Genomic DNA, 17,611 nt, shown 5'->3' with positions numbered 1-17,611 from the left:
CAAATTCAATGGCCGTTCTACTGTGCATGGGGTTGTTTTCGCAAAAAATGGGTTGGGCCGGTCTCCGCCGGGAATCCATTTGACTCCTCCCCGATTCTGATTCGACTCCGCGCCGTCCCCAACTTAAGGCGTTCCGCCCTCGAAACGTCACTTGTCCGAGGAGCGAAAACTCCATCTAGTCGTCACCGACAGGACTGGCGCGACATCTTGCGTGAACGGAACGGGACTCAATCTGGAGTCAGCGATTCGGCCGCGATTCGTTCTCAAGTCGTTCCGAAGCTTAAGGCGGACAGGAAAAGCGTCGCAAAGTGAGACAGTTGCGCGGGATTTTCGGCGATGCTTCCCCACCCTCCGCTGTCATGCCCCGGCTTGACCGGGGCATCCAGTACGCCGAGGCCCTTCGGCTTTGTCACGACCGCCGCGGCGTACTGGATCGCCCGGTCGAGCCGGGCGATGACAGCGGTACCCGCATTTGGGGCCATGCACCTCCCCGCCCCAATCCAGCACTGACATTCGCCCAAATCGCCACTACCTAATCCCTCAGACATGGCTTTTTCCTCCTCCCCCTTCGCTTCCGAGCGCACAGCGTCCGATCGCGTGCCCGGCGCTGGCGTCACCGCGGTGCTCGGTCCCACCAACACCGGCAAGACCCATCTCGCCATCGAGCGGATGCTCGCGCATCCCTCGGGCATGATCGGCCTGCCGCTGCGCCTGCTCGCGCGCGAGGTCTACAACAAGATCGCCGCAAGGGTCGGCAGCGAGGCGGTCGCGCTCGTCACCGGCGAGGAGAAGATCAAGCCCAGGAATCCGCGCTATTGGGTCTCGACCGTCGAGGCGATGCCGCGCGACCTCGACCTCTCCTTCCTCGCCGTCGACGAGGTGCAGATCGCATCCGATCTCGAGCGCGGCCACGTCTTCACCGACCGCATCCTCAACCGCCGCGGCCGCGACGAGACGCTGCTCTTGGGCGCTGCCACCATGCGCCCGATCATCGAGCGCCTGCTGCCCGGCGTGTCCATGATCACCCGGCCCCGCCTGTCGCAGCTGGAATTTGCCGGCGACCGCAAGATCACGCGGCAGCCGCGCCGCACCGCCATCGTCGCGTTCTCGGCCGATGAAGTCTACGCCATCGCCGAGCTGATCCGCCGCCAGCACGGCGGCGCTGCTGTTGTTCTGGGCTCGCTGTCGCCGCGCACGCGCAACGCGCAGGTCGAGATGTTTCAGAACGGCGACGTCGATTATCTCGTCGCCACCGACGCCGTCGGCATGGGCCTCAATCTCGACGTCGACCACGTCGCCTTCGCCTCCGACCGCAAGTTCGACGGCTATCAGTTCCGCCGGCTGACGCCGTCCGAATTCGCGCAGATCGCCGGCCGCGCCGGCCGCGCCACCCGCAACGGCACCTTCGGCACCACCGGCCGCTGCGCGCCGTTCGAGCCCGAGCTCGTCAATGCGCTGCAGAACCACACCTTCGATGCCGTGAAGATGCTGCAATGGCGCAATTCGAGGCTGGATTTCTCCTCGCTCGGCGCGCTGCAGGTGTCGCTCAACCTCGCGCCCGGCCACGAGGCGCTGACGCGCGCGCCCATCGCCGAGGACATGCGCGTGCTCGACCATGCCGCCCGCGACGTCGAGGTGCGCGATATCGCGCATGGCAAGGTCGCGGTGGAACGGCTGTGGGAGGCCTGCCAGGTCCCCGACTACCGAAAACTGTCGCCGGCCGCCCATGCCGAGCTGGTGACCACGCTGTACGGCTTCCTGATGCGGAAGGGCTGCATCCCCGATGCCTGGTATGAAGCCCAGGTCACCCAGGCCGACCGCATCGACGGCGATATCGACACGCTGTCGGCCCGGATCGCGCAGATCCGCACCTGGACCTTCGTCGCCAACCGCCCGGACTGGCTGAAAGACCCCGAGCGCTGGCAGGGAATCACGCGGGAAGTCGAAAATAAATTATCGGATGCGCTCCATGAACGCTTGACTGAGCGTTTCGTTGATCGCCGGACCAGTGTATTGATGCGCCGCCTGCGGGAGAACACGAGCTTGAATACTGAAATCGGCAAGACCGGCGAAGTCATCGTCGAAGGCCATGTCATCGGCCGCCTCGACGGCTTCACCTTTGCACCGGACGCGGCGGAAGCCGGCTCCGATGCGAAGGCCTTGCAGGCTGCAGCGCAAGCGGTGCTCGCCGGCGAGATCAACATGCGCGCCGAACGGCTCGGCAACGCGCCGGACGACCAGTTCGTGCTGACCTCGGAAGGCATCATCCGCTGGACCGGCGATGCCGTGGCGCGGCTGTCTGCCGCAGAGGACGCGCTGCATCCGCGCATCCGCATCATCTCCGACGAGCGCCTGACCGGCGCCCCCCGCGACAAGGTGCAGGCGCGGCTCGAGCTCTGGCTCAAGACCCATATCGAGAAGCTGCTCGGGCCGATGTTCGAGCTCTCCAAGGCCGAGGACGTCACCGGCATCGCCCGCGGCATCGCCTTTCAGCTCGTCGAGGCCCTCGGCGTGCTCGAGCGTCCCAAGATCGCGAGCGAGCTGAAGGATCTCGACCAGTCCTCGCGCGCGGTGCTGCGCAAATACGGCGTCCGCTTCGGCGCCTATCACATCTATTTCCCCGGCCTGCTCAAGCCCGCCGCGCGCGCGCTCGCCGCGCTGCTGTGGGCGCTGAAGCAGGACAATGTCGATTTGTCCTCGCTGTCGGGCGCGCAGCATCTGGCCTCCTCTGGGCGCACCTCGTTCCCGGTCGACAAGGCGCTGCCGCGCGATGCCTATCGCGTGCTCGGCTACAAGCAGGCCGGCGAACGCGCCGTGCGCGTCGACATTCTGGAGCGTCTGGCCGATCTGATCCGCCCGGCGCTGGCCTGGCGCGAGAACGCATCCGGCGAGAAGCCCGCCGGCGCCTTCGATGGCCGCAGCTTCGTCGTGACGCAGGCGATGACCTCGCTCACCGGCTCCGCCGGCGAGGATTTTGCGTCGGTGCTGCGCGCGCTCGGCTATCGCATGGAGAAGCGTCCGCCGCTGCCGCCGAAGCCTGTCGTCGCTGAGCAGGTCGCGGCCGAGCAGGTCGTGACTGAAACGGTCGCGGCAGAGACGCCGCCGGTTGAAGGCAGCGCCGAGACCGCGGCTGAGGCCGTTGCCGGCCTGCCCGAGGCGCCGGCCGCATCCACCGAAGCTGCCGCTGAAGCCGTCACCGTCGAAGATGCTCCCGGCCTCGGGCCGCAGGACGAGCAGGCTCACGACGCCGCGCCCGCGCCGGAAGCCTCCGCCGAAGCGCCCGTGACGCCGGAAGACGCCCCCGGCATCGCGCCGCCGGCGGAAGAGCCTGCCGCGTCCCCGGAGGCCGCCGGCCTCGAGGCGGCTGCCGCCGAAGCCGCCGCAACGGAGGTCGCCGCAACGGAAGCCGCTGCGTCGCCCGACGCTGCCGCACCTGAGGCCGCGGCCACGCCCGCCGAGCCCGAGCTGGTCGAGGTCTGGCGTCCCGGCGGCCGTCACGAGGACCGCAAGCCGCGCCACGAGCGCCACCGCCACCAGCGTCATCAGCATCAGCCGCGACCGCAGGCGGGCAGCGAGGCCGGCGCTGCGAGCGCCGCGCCCGGCGAAGCCGCCGAAGGCGCGAAGCCGGGCCATCGTCACGGCGGCCATCGCAAGGACGGCGGCAGAGACTTCCGCAAGCCGCGCGAAGGTGGCGGCGAAGGCGCGCCGCGTCCCGAGGGGCGCGACGACAAGCAGCGCCGCTTCGAGGGCAAGGATCGTGACAACAGGGATCGCGACAACAAGGGGCGTGATCGCGACAAGGGCAAGTTCGGCGGCGATCGCGACAAGGGCCGCGACAATCGTGGCCGCGACCGCGACAAGGGCCGCGACCGCCGGGATCGCGAGTCCGGTCCGTCGCTGCGGCCCTACGCCTCGAGCGCAAATCCGCGCGAGCGCGACCGGCCCGCCGATCCGAATTCGCCGTTCGCCAAGCTCGCCGCGCTGAAAGAGCAGCTGTCCGGCCGCAAGGAGTGACATCGCGTTTTCAAGCGAAGTGCGGAGCGGTTCGCGTGAAGAAAACGCGTTCAAGGGAGTAAAGCCACGACCGAGCGGCAGCGCCTCGACAAATGGCTGTGGCACGCGCGGGTGGTGAAGGCGCGCACCTCCGCGGCCGAGCTCGTGGCCAGCGGCCATGTCCGCATCAACGGCACCCGCGAGACCTCGCCGGGGCACGCGGTCAAGGTCGGCGACGTGCTCACCATCGCGCTCGACCGCACGGTGCGCGTGTTGAGAGTGACAAGCTTTAGCGAGCGCCGCGGCGATGCTGCCGCGGCCCGCGTGCTCTACGAGGAGCTCGGGATGCGCAATTAATTGCGCATCGCATTCATTTCTTGGTCGATCAAACACGCAAAGCCGTCATGATCGGGCTTTGTCGACCTTGCGGCGCCCGGCCATCCGCGCTAGGCAAGCCGCGACTTCTAAAAGAGCTTTTCGGAGCGTTGGATGACTTACGTCGTCACTGAAAACTGCATCAAGTGCAAGTACACCGACTGCGTCGAGGTCTGCCCGGTCGACTGCTTCTACGAGGGTGACAACATGCTCGTCATCCATCCCGACGAGTGCATCGATTGCGGCGTGTGCGAGCCGGAATGCCCCGCCGACGCCATCAAGCCGGATACGGAACCGGGCCTGGAAAAGTGGCTCCAGGTCAACGCCGACTACGCCAAGAGCTGGCCGAACATCACCCAGAAGAAAGAATCACCTGCCGACGCCAAGGAATTCGACGGCATGGAAGGCAAGTTCGAGAAATATTTTTCTCCGAACCCCGGCTCCGGCGATTAAATCGGGCCCAAACTTAACCCTAATAGCGGCACCGCTGCCGAAAACCAGCCCTGAAGACCCCTAAATCATTGATTTTTGCGGGAAATGTGCTATATTGGGCACATTAAGCCGAACCCCGTCAGCCCCCTTGGCCCCTCTGGGTTCCCGTGAAACCAATGTCGAACAGGGGCGTGGCAGTTTCCGCGCGCAGGCTGTGTCACAGAAAACGCGTAAAAAGAGTACTTCAGCGAGGGCTTCCCATAAGGAGGCCAAAAAAGTCGCCGCGGCCAGCCGTAGCGCATCCAAGGGTCGGACCGCGACGAAGGCGCCGGCTGCAAAGTCCTCGAAGAACAAAAGAAGCGCAATGCCTAACAAGACTGCCAAACCGGCCGCGAAAGCGACCGCTGCCAAGCCTGCTGCCAAGTCTGTGACTGCAAAGCCTGCTGCTGCCAAGCCCGTTGCCGCCAAGGCTCCCGCTGCCAAGCCCGCCGCGCCGAAGGCTCCCGTTGCTGCTGCTCCTGCCAAGGCTCCCGTCGCTGCCAAGGCTCCCGTCGCTGCCAAGCCGGCCGCGAAGCCCGCTGCTGCGCCGAAGGTCGAGGAAAAGAAGGTCGTGACCCAGCGCCAGGGCTTCAAGGCCAACGAATTCGTCGTCTATCCCGCTCACGGCGTCGGCCAGATCCTGGCCATCGAGGAGCAGGAGATCGCCGGCGCGAAGCTCGAGCTGTTCGTCATCAACTTCATCAAGGACAAGATGACGCTGCGCGTGCCGACCGCCAAGGTCGCCAATGTCGGCATGCGCAAGCTGTCCGAGCCGACGCTGGTGAAGAAGGCGCTCGAGACGCTCAAGGGCCGCGCCCGGGTCAAGCGCACCATGTGGTCGCGCCGCGCCCAGGAATACGAAGCGAAGATCAATTCGGGCGACATCGTCGCGATCGCGGAGGTCGTGCGCGACCTCTATCGCTCGGAATCGCAGCCGGAGCAGTCCTACAGCGAACGCCAGCTCTATGAAGCGGCGCTCGATCGCCTGTCCCGCGAGATCGCGGTGGTGCAGCACTCGACCGAGACCGAAGCGGTCAAGGAGATCGAGGCCCAGCTCGCCAAGAGCCCGCGCCGCAACGCCAAGGCGGAAGCCGCCGAGGGTGAGGCGGATGCCGAGGGTGAGGCCGACGATAGCGATGGCGACGACACCACCGTAGCCGACGAGGCCGCGTAAGCGCCTCGCGTCGATCGCAAGCAATCAAAAGCCCGGCCGTTCGGCCGAGCTTTTTGTTTGGAATGCAGTTTGTAGGGTGGGTTAGCCGCGTAATTGCGCAAAGCGCAATCGCGCGGCGTAACCCACCAGCTTTTGCATCCGCATCGAGAGAAGTGGTGGGTTACGCCCAGCAGATGCGCTTTGCGCCTCCGCTGAGCTAACCCACCCTGCGCCTTCACTATTTGACCGGCCGCTTCTCGAGCTTCCTTGCCAGCGTGCGCCGGTGCATGCCAAGCCGCCGGGCCGCTTCCGAGATGTTGAAATCGGTCTCGATCAGGGTCTGGTGGATACGCTCCCATTCCAGCGTCTTGATCGAGGTCGGCCGTGCGTCGAGGGCGACCTCGGCGTTTCCCGCGGCCTTGGTGAAGGCGGCTTCGATGTCGTCCGTGTTCGAGGGTTTTGCCAGATAATGGCAGGCGCCCAGCTTGATCGCCTCCACGGCAGTCGAGATGCTGGCAAAGCCGGTGAGCACCACGATCAGCGTGTCGGGGTCGTGTGCGTGCAGCAGCTCGACGCAGGCAAGGCCCGAGGCGCCGCCAAGCTTGAGGTCGACCACGGCATGGCCGAAGGAGCGCTGCTCCAGCACCTGGCGCACCTCCTCGATCGAGGCGGCCAGCACGACGTCGTAGCCGCGGCGCTCGAACGAGCGCTTCAGCGTGCGCGCGAAGCCGGCATCGTCCTCGACGACGATGAGTGAACGGTCAGGCGTCAAAATTCCCTCCGATCGCCAGCGTTGCCAGCGGCAGCGTCAGGCGTACCGTGGCGCCACGCTTCCTGTGATTCTCCGCGATGACGGTGCCGCCCAGCTTGCGCACCACGTTCACCACCAGGAACAGGCCGAGCCCGCCGCCGGCGCGGCCCTTGCTGGAGTGGTAGGGCTTGCCGAGCTGAGCCAGCATCTCCGGCGCAAAGCCGGGGCCGCGGTCGGAGATCGACAGCACGAGGTTGTCGCCCTCGCGCTCGGCCACGAGCTCGACCCAGTCGCGCGAGACCTCATAGGCGTTGTCGAGCACGTTGAAGATCACCTGCTTCAAGGCGATGTCGGAGACGATGGCAACGTCCGCGCCGAACGTATTGACGAAGTAGAGCGTCCGGGCCGAGCGCGCGTCGCGCCATTCGTCGACCAAGGCGGTCACGAACGCCGTTACCGTGGTCGGCGACGAGCCTTCGCCGCGCGCTTCGCCGGCCGAGACCAGAATGCCTGTCACGATCGACTTGCAGCGCTGCAGCGATGTCTCCATCTCCGCGAGGTCTTCGGCGAGCTCCTGGTCGGCGGCAAGATCCGGCATGCGGCGCCAATCGCTGAGGATGACCGAGAGCGAGGCGAGCGGCGTGCCGAGCTCATGGGCCGCGCCGGAGGCGAGCAGGCCCATGCGCACGATGTGGTCCTGCTCGGCGGCATGCTGGCGCAGCGCCGCCAGATGCGCGTCGCGCTCGCGCAGGTTTCGATTGATGCGGGTGACGAACACGACCAGCAGCACGGCGTTGAGCACGAAGCCGACCAGCATGCCGAGGACCGTGAGCGTGTAGGTCTCGCTCAGTGGATTGGGCGGCAGATCCAGCGGCCGGTACGCCAGGGTCAGCCAGACAAAGCTCGCGCAGGTCAGCGCGACCAGCGACCAGGTCGAGCGGGCATCGAGCAGCACCGCGCCGAGCGTCACCTGGAGCAGGAACAGCGAGGTGAAGGGGTTGGTGGCGCCCCCACTGAGATAGAGCTGCGCGGTCAGCGCGGCCACGTCCAGCATCAGGGCGACCAGCAGCTCGTTGTTGGTGATCGCGGCGCGATGGCGCACCCAGATCAGGCTGGAGACGTTGAGCAGCACCAGCGCGCCGATCACCGCGCCCATCCGCTCCAATGGCAGGGGGATGCCGAGGCCGTAATGCACGGCGCCGATGGTCACGATCTGGCCGACCACTGCGGTCCAGCGCAGCTGGATCAGCAGCGCCATGTTCTTGCGGTTGGTCTCGTCGCTGGCCGGAGTGGGGCCGATCAGCTCGCTGCGCGCGTCCGCCTGCGACTGCAGCGTGACGGCCAGGCCGTCATGAGCAAGCGTGTGGGGAAGCGTCTTCCCGTCGTCAGGCCTGTTCGACGATCGTTCCAGCATCTGATCCCGTCCTGCGCGCAGCGGCATTCGGGCCGCCGGCGGGTTGGTGGACGAAGCCATTCAGGGCTCTGTTGCGGCGGAACAGCCCGCCGCCGAATGTGACGACAAGCCTGCCGGCCAACATGAAGGCCAGGGCAAACCACGTCAGCGCGTAGATCAGGTGGTTATTGGGAAAGCGCACCACGGTCAATCCGCCGACGGGACCGCCAGCGGATTGTGATCGGGCGTCGGCGTCGACGAAGAAGGGGGCGACGTCGTGCAGGCCGCGGGCCGCCGCGATCGCGGCGACATCCCGCGAATACCAGCGGTTGTGCTGGGGCACGTTGTCTCGGAGGAACCCGCCTTTGGGCTCGGTGATGCGGAGCAGGCCGGTGATCTCGACCTGGCCGTCCGGATTGCCGTCCCGGCGGGTCGATGCCTCACGCCGCTGCGACGGCACGAAGCCGCGATTGATCAGGACCTGCGTGCCGTCGTCGCGCAGAAGCGGCGTCAGCACCCAATAGCCCGGGCCCTCCTCCGTGACCGCCTGGACCAGCGTCTCGCGGTCATGCAGGAAGCGGCCGGCGAGGCGGACGTGCCTGTATTCGTCGGTGGCGGCGGAAACCGCAGGCCATGACGCGGGCGCGGGGAGCGGCTGGGCCGGGGCATGGACGCGCTGCTCGACGCGGTCGATCAGCGCCAACTTCCAGGCGCGGCGCTCGATCTGCCAGAGTCCGAGCGCGATCAGAACGACGAAGGCAACAAGCGAGAGGAGCGTGAGCCACAGGGAAGGAGCACGCGCAGCCTTGCCGCGCGGCGCACCTTCCCTGTCCGTCACGATCCCGTCCTCGCTCATTTCATTCCGTTCATCTGGTGCATCGGCATCATGTTGCTGTTGAGGTGGCTCATCACCCACAGTGAACCCGACAGCGCGATCACCACCATGACGACGGTGAAGATCAGCGCCATCATGGTCCAGCCGTTCTCGGACGCCGTGCTCATGTGCAGGAAGTAGATCATATGCACGACGATCTGCACGACCGCGAAGGCCATGATGACCAGCGCCGTGACCTGCTTGCTCGGCAGCGCGCCGCTCATCACCAGCCAGAACGGGATCGCGGTCAGCACGACCGAAAGCACGAAGCCGAGCATGTAGCCCGAGAACGTGCTGTGGGCGTGGCCGCCTTCGTGGTGATGATCGTCGGCGTGCGCGGCATGATTGTTGGTGCTCATCGCAGAACTCCCAGGAGATAGACGAAGGTGAAGACGCCGATCCAGACCACGTCGAGGAAGTGCCAGAACATCGACAGGCACATCAGGCGGCGGCGGTTGGCCTCGATCAGCCCGAACTTGCCGACCTGCACCATCAAGGTCACCAGCCAGATCAGGCCGCAGGAGACGTGCAGGCCGTGGGTGCCGACCAGGGTGAAGAAGGCGGACAGGAAGGCGCTGCGCTGCGGCGTTGCACCCTCGTGGATCATGTGGGCGAACTCGAAGAGCTCGATGCCGATGAAGGCGGCCCCGAACAGGCCGGTGATCGCCAGCCAGACTTGCGTCTGCGCGACCTTGTTCTGCTGCATCGTCAGCATCGCAAAGCCGTAGGTGATCGACGACAGCAGCAGCATCGAGGTGTTCACCGCGACCAGGTTCAGGTCGAACAGGTCCTTCGGCGCGGGTCCGGCGGCGTAATTGCCGCCGAGCACGCCGAAGGTGGCGAACAGGATCGCGAAGATGAGACAATCGCTCATCAGGTAGATCCAGAAGCCGAGCGAAGTGCTCCAGCCCTCCGGATGCGGATGCTCGTCGGCGAGGTAGAAGACCGGCTCTCCGGTCTGCGAGGGATGAACGGCGACAGTCATTTACTTGGCTCCGGCGAGCAGTTTGGTGCGCGCGTCCTCGGTCCGGATGACGTCTTCAGCCGGGATGTCGAAGTCGCGGTGATAGTTGAAGGTGTGGCCGATCCCGACGGCGAGCATCGCGATGAAGCTCAACGCTGCGAGCCACCACATGTACCAGACCAGAGCAAAGCCCATCGCGGTGGCGAGGCCGGCGAGGATGATGCCGGTGCCGGTGCTGCTGGGCATATGGATCGGCCTGAAGCCGGTGAGGGGGCGCTGGTAGCCGCGGCGCTTCATGTCCCACCAGGCGTCGTTGTCGTGCACGACGGGGGTGAAAGCGAAGTTGTAGTCCGGCGGCGGCGAGGAGGTCGCCCATTCCAGCGTGCGGGCGTCCCAGGGGTCGCCCGTGACGTCCTTGAGCTGCTCGCGCCTGAGGAAGCTGACCGCGAACTGCATCAGCATGCACATGATGCCGAGCAGGACGAGGCCGGCGCCGATCGCGGCGATGACGAACCAGATCTGCAAGCTGGGATCGTCGAACACGCGCAGGCGGCGGGTCACGCCCATCAGGCCGAGCACGTAGAGCGGCATGAAGGCGAGGTAAAAGCCGGTGACCCAGAACCAGAACGACAGCTTGCCCCAGAACGGATCGAGCCTGAAGCCGAACGCCTTCGGGAACCAGTAGGAGATGCCGGCGAACGCGCCGAACACCACGCCACCGATGATCACGTTGTGGAAGTGCGCGATCAGGAACAGGCTGTTGTGCAGCACGAAGTCGGCCGGCGGCACCGCCAGCAGCACGCCGGTCATGCCGCCGATCACGAAGGTCAGCATGAAGGCGATGGTCCACATCATCGGCAGCTCGTAGCGGATGCGGCCGCGATACATCGTGAACAGCCAGTTGAACATCTTCGCGCCCGTCGGGATCGAGATGATCATCGTGGTGATGCCGAAGAACGAGTTGACGCTGGCGCCCGAACCCATCGTGAAGAAGTGGTGCAGCCACACCAGGTACGACAGGATGGTGATGACGACCGTGGCGTAGACCATCGAGGTGTAGCCGAACAGCCGCTTGCCGGAGAAGGTCGAGGTCACCTCGGAGAAGATGCCGAAGGCGGGGAGAACCAGGATGTAGACCTCGGGGTGGCCCCAGATCCAGATCAGGTTCACGTACATCATCGGGCTGCCGCCGAAATCGTTGGTGAAGAAGTTGGTGCCGACGTAGCGGTCGAGCGACAGCAGCGCGAGCACGACGGTCAGGACCGGGAAGGAGGCGACGATCAGGACGTTGGTGCAGAGCGAGGTCCAGGTGAACACCGGCATCTTCATCATGGTCATGCCGGGGCAGCGCAGCTTGACGATGGTGCAGATCAGGTTGATGCCGGACAAGGTCGTTCCGACGCCGGCGACCTGCAGCGCCCATATGTAATAATCGACGCCGACATCGGGACTGTATCCGATGTTCGACAGCGGCGGATAAGCCAGCCAGCCGGTGCGGGCGAACTCGCCGATGAACAGCGAGGCCATCACCAGCACCGCGCCGCCGACCGTCATCCAGAAGCTGAAATTGTTCAGGAACGGAAACGACACGTCGCGCGCGCCGATCTGCAGCGGCACGACATAGTTCATCAGGCCCGTGACCAGCGGCATCGCCACGAAGAAGATCATGATGACGCCGTGAGCGGTGAAGACCTGGTCGTAGTGATGAGCGTTGAGATAGCCCTCGGAGCCGCCGAAGGCGAGCATCTGCTGGCCGCGCATCATCAGCGCGTCGGCAAAGCCGCGCAGCAGCATCACGATGCCGAGGATCATGTACATGATGCCGATGCGCTTGTGGTCCACCGTGGTGAACCATTCGCGCCAGAGATAGCCCCAGAGACGGAAATAGGTGAGGGCGCCGAGCAATGCGGCGCCGCCGAGCGCGACCACCACGAAGGTGCCGACGACGATCGGCTCGTGCAGCGGCAGCGATTCGAAGCCGAGCCGGCCGAAGATGAGCTTGGGAAGATCAGGAGACATGCGAATTCTCTTTAGGAATCTGACTTCAGGAGTCGGACTTCGGACGCTGTCCGAGGAAGAAGGACGAGGACTTCAGCGGCGTGAACGAGGGCCGCTTCAGGCCGGCGCCGAGCAGCGGCGCGGTGTCGACGGGAGCCGTGATGGACGCGGTGGTCCTGCCCTGCGGCGCATCCGGCGTGCAGGTGCCGGCGACGAAGCTCGGCTCGGGCCCAAGTGCGGTGCCGCGGCGGGCATACTTGTCGTAGGCCAGCGGCAGGGTGTTGTTCAGGCCCTGATGACCGGCGCCGCCCTTGGCGTCGATCGCCATCATCTCGCTCTGGCACATCTTGCCGGTCTCGACGCACATGTTGAGGATCAGGCGGTAGAGATCGGCATCGACGGCGCCCCAGCGCCGCACCGGTTCGTTCTGGCTGGGCTTCTCGAGCTGGAGATATTCGGCGCGGCCGAGCGAGCCGCCGGCGGATTTGGCCTGCGCGATCCAGGCGTCAAAGCCCTTGTCGTTGAGGCCCCGGAAGTTGAAGTGCATGCCGGAGAAACCGGCGCCGCTGTAGTTCGCCGAGAAGCCCTTATACGTGCCGGCATGGTTCACCACGGCGTGGAGCTTGGTCTCCATGCCCGGCATCGCGTAGATCTGGCCGGCGAGCGCGGGGATGTAGAACGAGTTCATCACCGAGGACGCCGTGATGCGGAAGGTGATCGGGCGATCGACGGGAGCTGCGAGCTCGTTGACGGTGGCGATGCCGTAGTCCGGGTAAATGAACAGCCATTTCCAGTCGAGCGCGACGACGTCGACCTCGAGCGGAGCCTTGGACTGGTCCACGGCGCGGTCGGCATGGATGCGGCCGAGCGTGCGATAGGGGTCGAGCAGATGCGTGCCCATCCAGGTCAGCGCCCCCAGGCAAACGATGATCAAGAGCGGCGCCGACCAGATCACGAGCTCGAGGGCGGTCGAGTGATCCCACTCCGGCTCGTAGCGGGCCGCGGTGTTGGACTGGCGATAGCGCCAAGCGAACAACACGGTCAGCGCCATCACCGGAAGGACGATCAGGAGCATCAGGACGGTGGAGATGACGACGAGGTCGCGCTGTTGGGCTGCGATATCGCCGGCCGGCGCCAACACGACGTAGTCGCAGCCGCTGAGTGCAGCAGCCAGAGGTAGTAGCGCCAGGATCTTGAGACGAGACACGGGCCGAGCCTTTGAGAATGAGTTTCTTTTGCGGGACCAACGGGTAGCTGCGGCGCAACAATCCGGACATTGGACAATTTGTCCAATGTTGCAGTGCGGGATGTTGGGTCAGACAGGGCCAGATTGCCCGGCGCCCGCCGGGCGGTCGGCTTTGGTTTTCAGGACGTTAAGGGCGCACGCATGGCGACGGCACAGACCCCCGCAATGGCAGACCTCCACACGGGCGAGCATGGCCATGACCAGGCCAGCCCCGGCGAGATCGCCATCGGCGTCATCATCGGCCGCACCTCGGAATTCTTCGACTTCTTCGTTTTCGCGATCGCCTCGGTGATCGTATTCCCGCGCCTGGTATTCCCGTTCGCGAGCGAGCTGACCGGCACCCTCTATTCCTTCATGATCTTCGCGCTGGCCTTCATGGCGCGTCCGATCGGCACCGTCATTTTCATGACGGTCGACCGTGCCTACGGCAAGACCGCCAAGCTGATCTCGGCGCTGTTCCTGCTCGGCACCGCGACCGTCGCGCTGGCATTCCTGCCCGGCTATCACGAGATCGGTGGTGCCGCGATCTGGCTGCTGGCACTGGCGCGCATCGCGCAGGGCCTCGCCTGGGGCGGCGCCTGGGACGGCATGGCCTCGCTGCTGGCGCTGAACGCACCGCCCTCCAAGCGCGGCTGGTACGCGATGGTGCCGCAGCTCGGCGCTCCGCTCGGACTGATCGTGGCGAGCGCGCTGTTCGCCTATTTCGCCGGCAATCTGTCGGCCGACGATTTCTTCGACTGGGGCTGGCGCTATCCGTTCTTCGTTGCCTTTGCCATCAACGTGGTGGCGCTGTTCGCGCGCCTGCGCATGGTGACGACGGAGGAATATGCCACGCTGTTCGAAACGCGGGAATTGCAGCCGGCGCGCATCTCCGAGACGGTCGCGCGCGAAGGCCAGACCATCATGCTCGGCGCGTTCGCGCCGCTCGCGAGTTTCGCGCTGTTTCACATGGTCACGGTGTTTCCACTGTCCTGGGTGTTCCTGTTCACCCACGAGAGCCCGGTGCGCTTCCTGATCATCGAGATCGTCGCCGCCGTGTTCGGCGTCGGCGCGATCGTGGCCTCGGGCATCATCGCCGACCGCGTCGGGCGCAAGTCGCTCTTGATGGGATCGGCGATCGCGATCGCGATCTATAGCGGCTTTGCCCCGCAGCTGCTCGACGCCGGCGCGTTCGGCGAGACGATCTACATGGTGATAGGCTTCATCCTGCTCGGCCTGTCCTTCGGCCAGTCCTCCGGTGCGATCGCCTCGAACTTCAAGCAGGCCTATCGCTACACCGCCTCGGCGTTGACCTCGGACATGGCCTGGCTGTTCGGCGCCGGCTTCGCGCCGCTGGTCGCGTTGCTGCTCGCCACCAATCTCGGCGTCATCGCATCGGGTGCGTATCTGCTCTCCGGCGCGTTCTGGACCCTGCTGGCACTCTGGCTCAGCGGCCAGCGCGAGAAGGGCGACATGGACACGGGGCGTTGAGGCTTACGCAGTAGCCGCATCGCAAGGTCTCGTAGGGTGGGCAAAGGCGCCTAAGCGCCGTGCCCACGATTTCTCGATGATTGATAAAAAGGTGGGCACGCTTCGCTTTGCCCACCCTGTACCCTTGAGAGGTTCGAGACGGCCTTTTGGAGTAGACTGGCCGTGCGGGCCGATCCGCCGGGAGCAGCCTTGCCCACCTGTGCCTTGAGCACCGACGTAGGAACCGCGCCCCACACCGGCTCGCAAAAGCATAGGCAGCACAGCTATACCCGACATCCGATACCGATGTCCTGACATCAACGGGACCGGCGCTCACCCCACTTTGATGTCAAATGCCCAAATGGCTCACAGGCTCTACGCGCCTTCCCAAACAAAAATGGCCGGGCTCTCGCCCGGCCATTTTGATTCGAGAAGAATCCGTCGCTCAGTACAGCGGGAAATTCTGCGGATAGCCGCCGACATCCTGCGGCGGCGAGAGCGGCTGGCGGTCGATCGGGCGGTTGAGATTCTCGCGGGCGAAGGACGGGTAGCCGACGGCCGGCGGGAAGGCGTAGTCACTGTACTTGCGGTCGCCCGGATTGACCTCGGTGCCGCCGTCGAGCCAGGAGCGCTTGCTGACATAGATGCGGGTGCGGCCCTGCTGGTAGACGGCGTTGGGACCGCTCGGGCCGTAATAGTGGCGGCCGCGCTCGTCATAGCGCTTGGTCTTATTGTCGGCCGAGGCCGGCGTCGCCAGGAACACGGCAGAGGACATCGCAATCACGGCGCCCGCAGCAAACAAGGTCGCCAATTTGGCAGAGAATTTCGAGCTCATCACGTCCCCTTCAAGCGGCGCACCGCCAGTCGATTTCACCCCATACTAGCCCGGCCGGGGTCAGCGCAACTAGGTCTATTGGGTCACACCGGCGCGGAATAATCGTGGGCGCCGGCAAAAGTTTCATCAATACCAGCTACTTGGGATTGATGCTGCTCAAAGCGCCCCGCGCAATTGCGCATTCGCGGCGCCCAGCAGCCAGTCCGGCGAGCCCTGGAGGTCGCAAGCCCGGCGCTTCAGCTCGGCCCGGGCGAACAGGCCCGCCAGCTTCGGCTCGTTGCTGGAGGTCAACAGCGTCAGCCGGTTCAGCGTGCAGGCGATGGCGGCGCGCCGGGCGGGCAGGGTGTCGCCCTGGCAGGAGAAGCCGGAGATCTGCAAGGCGGGCTCCTCGCTGCGCTTGAGGTAGCCGAGGCATGATGGCGTCGTGCCGGTCGGCCGGAACAGCGCTACGGGGCCGAATTTCGTCTCGATCAGGCCGGCCTGCTCAAGCGAGGTTGCCGCGTCCAACCCCATTTGGACGGCAAGGTCCATTGCTGCAGGACGGGTCACGTCGAATTCGCCGCCCTCCCGGTAAATCTCGAGCTCGGCCAACACCTTGTCTGCCGCGCCGGTCCAGCGCATGACGTCGCGGCGGCCCCCTTCGGGATGTCGAAGGATGGTGTAAGAGGCTGTTTTCTCTGACGAATCAAGCCGGCTGAGGGCGAAGGCCGGCTGCGAGCGGTCGGCCACGCTCCAGCTGGGTTTCGGCGCCAGCTCGTCGTCGCGCAGATCCGGCAGCTGGCCGAGCGCCGCAAGGCCAAGGATGGCAAAGAGCGCGAGCGCCCCCACATAGGCGATCAGCCGCGCCAGCGTGCCGACGACCTCGTCGGCGAACGCCGCCAGCGCCAGATGGAGGCTGGTCCGGGTCGAGATTGCGGCCGTGCTGGCCTCGGGCGACTGCATCCACGTCCCTAAGGCATGGTCTTAACGTTGTCTTGAGGCCGGTTCTCGCATAGAAGCGCTGCTCTTCCTGTTTAAGCGTCAGCTTCGGGAACGGGCTTTTTCACCGGAGAGTGAACGATGGGTTACAAAGTCGCTATCGTCGGCGCGACCGGCAATGTCGGACGGGAAATGCTCAACATCCTGGATGAGCGCAAATTCCCCGCGGACGAGGTCGTGGCCCTGGCCTCACGGCGCAGCATGGGCGTCGAGGTCTCCTATGGCGACCGCACCCTGAAGGTCAAAGCGCTCGAGCATTACGACTTCTCCGACGTCGACATCTGCCTGATGTCGGCGGGCGGCGCGGTGTCGAAGGAATGGTCGCCGAAGATCGGCGCCGCCGGCGCTGTGGTGATCGACAATTCCTCGGCCTGGCGCATGGATCCGGACGTGCCGCTGATCGTGCCCGAGGTCAACGCGGCCGCGACCGAAGGCTTCAAGAAGAAGAACATCATCGCCAACCCGAACTGCTCGACCGCCCAGCTCGTTGTGGCGCTGAAGCCGCTGCACGACAAGGCGACCATCAAGCGCGTCGTGGTCTCGACCTATCAATCGGTCTCGGGCGCCGGCAAGGACGCGATGGACGAATTGTTCTCGCAGACCAAGGCCGTCTACACCAACGACGAACTGGTCGCGAAGAAATTCCCCAAGCGCATCGCCTTCAACGTCATCCCCCACATCGACGTCTTCATGGAGGACGGCTACACCAAGGAAGAGTGGAAGATGATGGCGGAGACAAAGAAGATTCTTGATCCCAAGATCAAGCTCACCGCCACCTGCGTGCGCGTGCCGGTCTTCGTCGGCCATTCCGAGGCCGTCAACATCGAGTTCGAGAATCCGATCAGCGCCGACGAGGCCCGCGAGATCCTGCGCAAGGCGCCCGGCTGCCTCGTCATCGACAAGCAGGAGCCCGGCGGCTACGCCACGCCGTATGAGGCCGCCGGCGAGGACGCCACCTACATCAGCCGCATCCGCGAGGACGCCACCGTGGAGAACGGCCTCGTGCTGTGGTGCGTGTCCGACAACTTGCGCAAGGGCGCGGCGCTCAACGCGATCCAGATCGCGGAAGTGCTGATCAACCGCAAGCTGATCAGCGCGAAGAAGCAGGCGGCCTGACGCTGCCGGTAGGGT

The 17,611-nt window shown here is 65.4% G+C and carries 15 protein-coding genes and 1 pseudogene; 6 read left to right on the top strand and 10 right to left on the bottom strand.

Going from position 1 to position 17,611, the window contains the following annotated elements:
• Positions 1 to 263: 263 nt before the first annotated feature.
• Positions 264 to 482 (bottom strand): hypothetical protein, encoded by a 219-nt coding sequence (locus DCM80_RS11690; RefSeq protein WP_257197089.1) that lies wholly within the window; start codon positions 480 to 482, stop codon positions 264 to 266.
• 64 nt (positions 483 to 546) lie between these two features.
• On the opposite strand from DCM80_RS11690, the gene DCM80_RS11685 reads away from it, so the two are divergent.
• From DCM80_RS11685 to DCM80_RS11670, 4 genes and pseudogenes are all read left to right on the top strand, one after another.
• A complete protein-coding gene (locus tag DCM80_RS11685) occupies positions 547 to 4,014 on the top strand; it encodes a helicase-related protein (RefSeq protein ID WP_257197088.1) in 3,468 nt (1,155 codons plus the stop codon).
• A gap of 72 nt (positions 4,015 to 4,086) precedes the next feature.
• A pseudogene (locus DCM80_RS11680) lies at positions 4,087 to 4,350 on the top strand (RNA-binding S4 domain-containing protein); the annotation flags it as partial.
• Positions 4,351 to 4,482: 132 nt separating this feature from the next.
• Positions 4,483 to 4,821, top strand: coding sequence for a ferredoxin FdxA (gene fdxA, locus DCM80_RS11675; RefSeq protein WP_018643465.1), 339 nt, complete (start codon positions 4,483 to 4,485; stop codon positions 4,819 to 4,821).
• A 343-nt stretch (positions 4,822 to 5,164) separates the two neighbouring features.
• The gene (locus DCM80_RS11670; protein WP_257197087.1) at positions 5,165 to 6,013 is read left to right on the top strand and encodes a CarD family transcriptional regulator; all 849 of its coding nucleotides are present in this window, start codon (positions 5,165 to 5,167) and stop codon (positions 6,011 to 6,013) included.
• Between the two features lie 217 nt (positions 6,014 to 6,230).
• On the opposite strand, the gene DCM80_RS11665 is transcribed toward DCM80_RS11670, so the two are convergent.
• The 7 genes from DCM80_RS11665 to cyoA are packed head-to-tail and all read right to left on the bottom strand — an operon-like array spanning position 6,231 to position 13,179.
• Positions 6,231 to 6,764 carry a response regulator transcription factor gene (locus tag DCM80_RS11665; protein ID WP_257179418.1) on the bottom strand — a complete coding sequence of 178 codons (534 nt, stop codon included), beginning with the start codon at positions 6,762 to 6,764 and terminating at the stop codon, positions 6,231 to 6,233.
• On the bottom strand, positions 6,754 to 8,157 hold the full coding sequence (locus DCM80_RS11660) for an ATP-binding protein (RefSeq protein ID WP_257197086.1): 1,404 nt from the start codon (positions 8,155 to 8,157) through the stop codon (positions 6,754 to 6,756). The genes DCM80_RS11665 and DCM80_RS11660 overlap by 11 nt, the downstream gene beginning before the upstream one ends.
• Positions 8,129 to 8,992, bottom strand: a complete 864-nt coding sequence (locus tag DCM80_RS11655; protein ID WP_257197085.1) for an SURF1 family protein — start codon at positions 8,990 to 8,992, stop codon at positions 8,129 to 8,131. Before DCM80_RS11655 ends, DCM80_RS11660 begins: the two co-directional genes overlap by 29 nt.
• Positions 8,989 to 9,369: a cytochrome o ubiquinol oxidase subunit IV gene (gene cyoD, locus DCM80_RS11650; protein ID WP_257197084.1), complete on the bottom strand. Its 381-nt coding sequence runs from the start codon at positions 9,367 to 9,369 to the stop codon at positions 8,989 to 8,991. The genes DCM80_RS11655 and cyoD overlap by 4 nt, the downstream gene beginning before the upstream one ends.
• Positions 9,366 to 9,995 (bottom strand): cytochrome o ubiquinol oxidase subunit III, encoded by a 630-nt coding sequence (gene cyoC / locus DCM80_RS11645; protein ID WP_257179422.1) that lies wholly within the window; start codon positions 9,993 to 9,995, stop codon positions 9,366 to 9,368. The genes cyoD and cyoC overlap by 4 nt, the downstream gene beginning before the upstream one ends.
• Complete coding sequence (cyoB, locus tag DCM80_RS11640; RefSeq protein ID WP_257197083.1) at positions 9,996 to 11,993, bottom strand: cytochrome o ubiquinol oxidase subunit I; 1,998 nt, start codon at positions 11,991 to 11,993, stop codon at positions 9,996 to 9,998.
• 25 nt (positions 11,994 to 12,018) lie between these two features.
• A complete protein-coding gene (cyoA, locus tag DCM80_RS11635; protein ID WP_257197082.1) occupies positions 12,019 to 13,179 on the bottom strand; it encodes a ubiquinol oxidase subunit II in 1,161 nt (386 codons plus the stop codon).
• A 180-nt stretch (positions 13,180 to 13,359) separates the two neighbouring features.
• On the opposite strand from cyoA, the gene DCM80_RS11630 reads away from it, so the two are divergent.
• Positions 13,360 to 14,688, top strand: coding sequence for an MFS transporter (locus DCM80_RS11630; RefSeq protein ID WP_257197081.1), 1,329 nt, complete (start codon positions 13,360 to 13,362; stop codon positions 14,686 to 14,688).
• A 424-nt stretch (positions 14,689 to 15,112) separates the two neighbouring features.
• Here the strand turns inward: DCM80_RS11630 and DCM80_RS11625 are convergent, their stop codons facing one another.
• Complete coding sequence (locus DCM80_RS11625) at positions 15,113 to 15,502, bottom strand: hypothetical protein (RefSeq protein WP_028133320.1); 390 nt, start codon at positions 15,500 to 15,502, stop codon at positions 15,113 to 15,115.
• Between the two features lie 156 nt (positions 15,503 to 15,658).
• Positions 15,659 to 16,444, bottom strand: coding sequence for a hypothetical protein (locus DCM80_RS11620; protein ID WP_257197079.1), 786 nt, complete (start codon positions 16,442 to 16,444; stop codon positions 15,659 to 15,661).
• 117 nt (positions 16,445 to 16,561) lie between these two features.
• Between DCM80_RS11620 and DCM80_RS11615 the strand changes: the two genes are divergently transcribed.
• A complete protein-coding gene (locus DCM80_RS11615; protein ID WP_257179246.1) occupies positions 16,562 to 17,596 on the top strand; it encodes an aspartate-semialdehyde dehydrogenase in 1,035 nt (344 codons plus the stop codon).
• Positions 17,597 to 17,611 lie beyond the last annotated feature (15 nt).

The sequence above is a fragment of the Bradyrhizobium sp. WBOS08 genome (assembly GCF_024585125.1).
Lineage (GTDB): Bacteria > Pseudomonadota > Alphaproteobacteria > Rhizobiales > Xanthobacteraceae > Bradyrhizobium > Bradyrhizobium japonicum_B.
This window is presented reverse-complemented; position numbering and strand designations above follow the sequence as displayed.

Coding starts and splice junctions, on each gene's coding strand:
- DCM80_RS11690 (WP_257197089.1), bottom strand. CDS start 482: ATGGCCCCAAATGCGGGTACCGCTGTCATCGCCCGGCTCGACCGGGCG.
- DCM80_RS11685 (WP_257197088.1), top strand. CDS start 547: ATGGCTTTTTCCTCCTCCCCCTTCGCTTCCGAGCGCACAGCGTCCGAT.
- fdxA (WP_018643465.1), top strand. CDS start 4,483: ATGACTTACGTCGTCACTGAAAACTGCATCAAGTGCAAGTACACCGAC.
- DCM80_RS11670 (WP_257197087.1), top strand. CDS start 5,165: ATGCCTAACAAGACTGCCAAACCGGCCGCGAAAGCGACCGCTGCCAAG.
- DCM80_RS11660 (WP_257197086.1), bottom strand. CDS start 8,157: ATGCTGGAACGATCGTCGAACAGGCCTGACGACGGGAAGACGCTTCCC.
- DCM80_RS11655 (WP_257197085.1), bottom strand. CDS start 8,992: ATGAGCGAGGACGGGATCGTGACGGACAGGGAAGGTGCGCCGCGCGGC.
- cyoD (WP_257197084.1), bottom strand. CDS start 9,369: ATGAGCACCAACAATCATGCCGCGCACGCCGACGATCATCACCACGAA.
- cyoC (WP_257179422.1), bottom strand. CDS start 9,995: ATGACTGTCGCCGTTCATCCCTCGCAGACCGGAGAGCCGGTCTTCTAC.
- cyoB (WP_257197083.1), bottom strand. CDS start 11,993: ATGTCTCCTGATCTTCCCAAGCTCATCTTCGGCCGGCTCGGCTTCGAA.
- DCM80_RS11630 (WP_257197081.1), top strand. CDS start 13,360: ATGGCGACGGCACAGACCCCCGCAATGGCAGACCTCCACACGGGCGAG.
- DCM80_RS11625 (WP_028133320.1), bottom strand. CDS start 15,502: ATGAGCTCGAAATTCTCTGCCAAATTGGCGACCTTGTTTGCTGCGGGC.
- DCM80_RS11620 (WP_257197079.1), bottom strand. CDS start 16,444: ATGCAGTCGCCCGAGGCCAGCACGGCCGCAATCTCGACCCGGACCAGC.
- DCM80_RS11615 (WP_257179246.1), top strand. CDS start 16,562: ATGGGTTACAAAGTCGCTATCGTCGGCGCGACCGGCAATGTCGGACGG.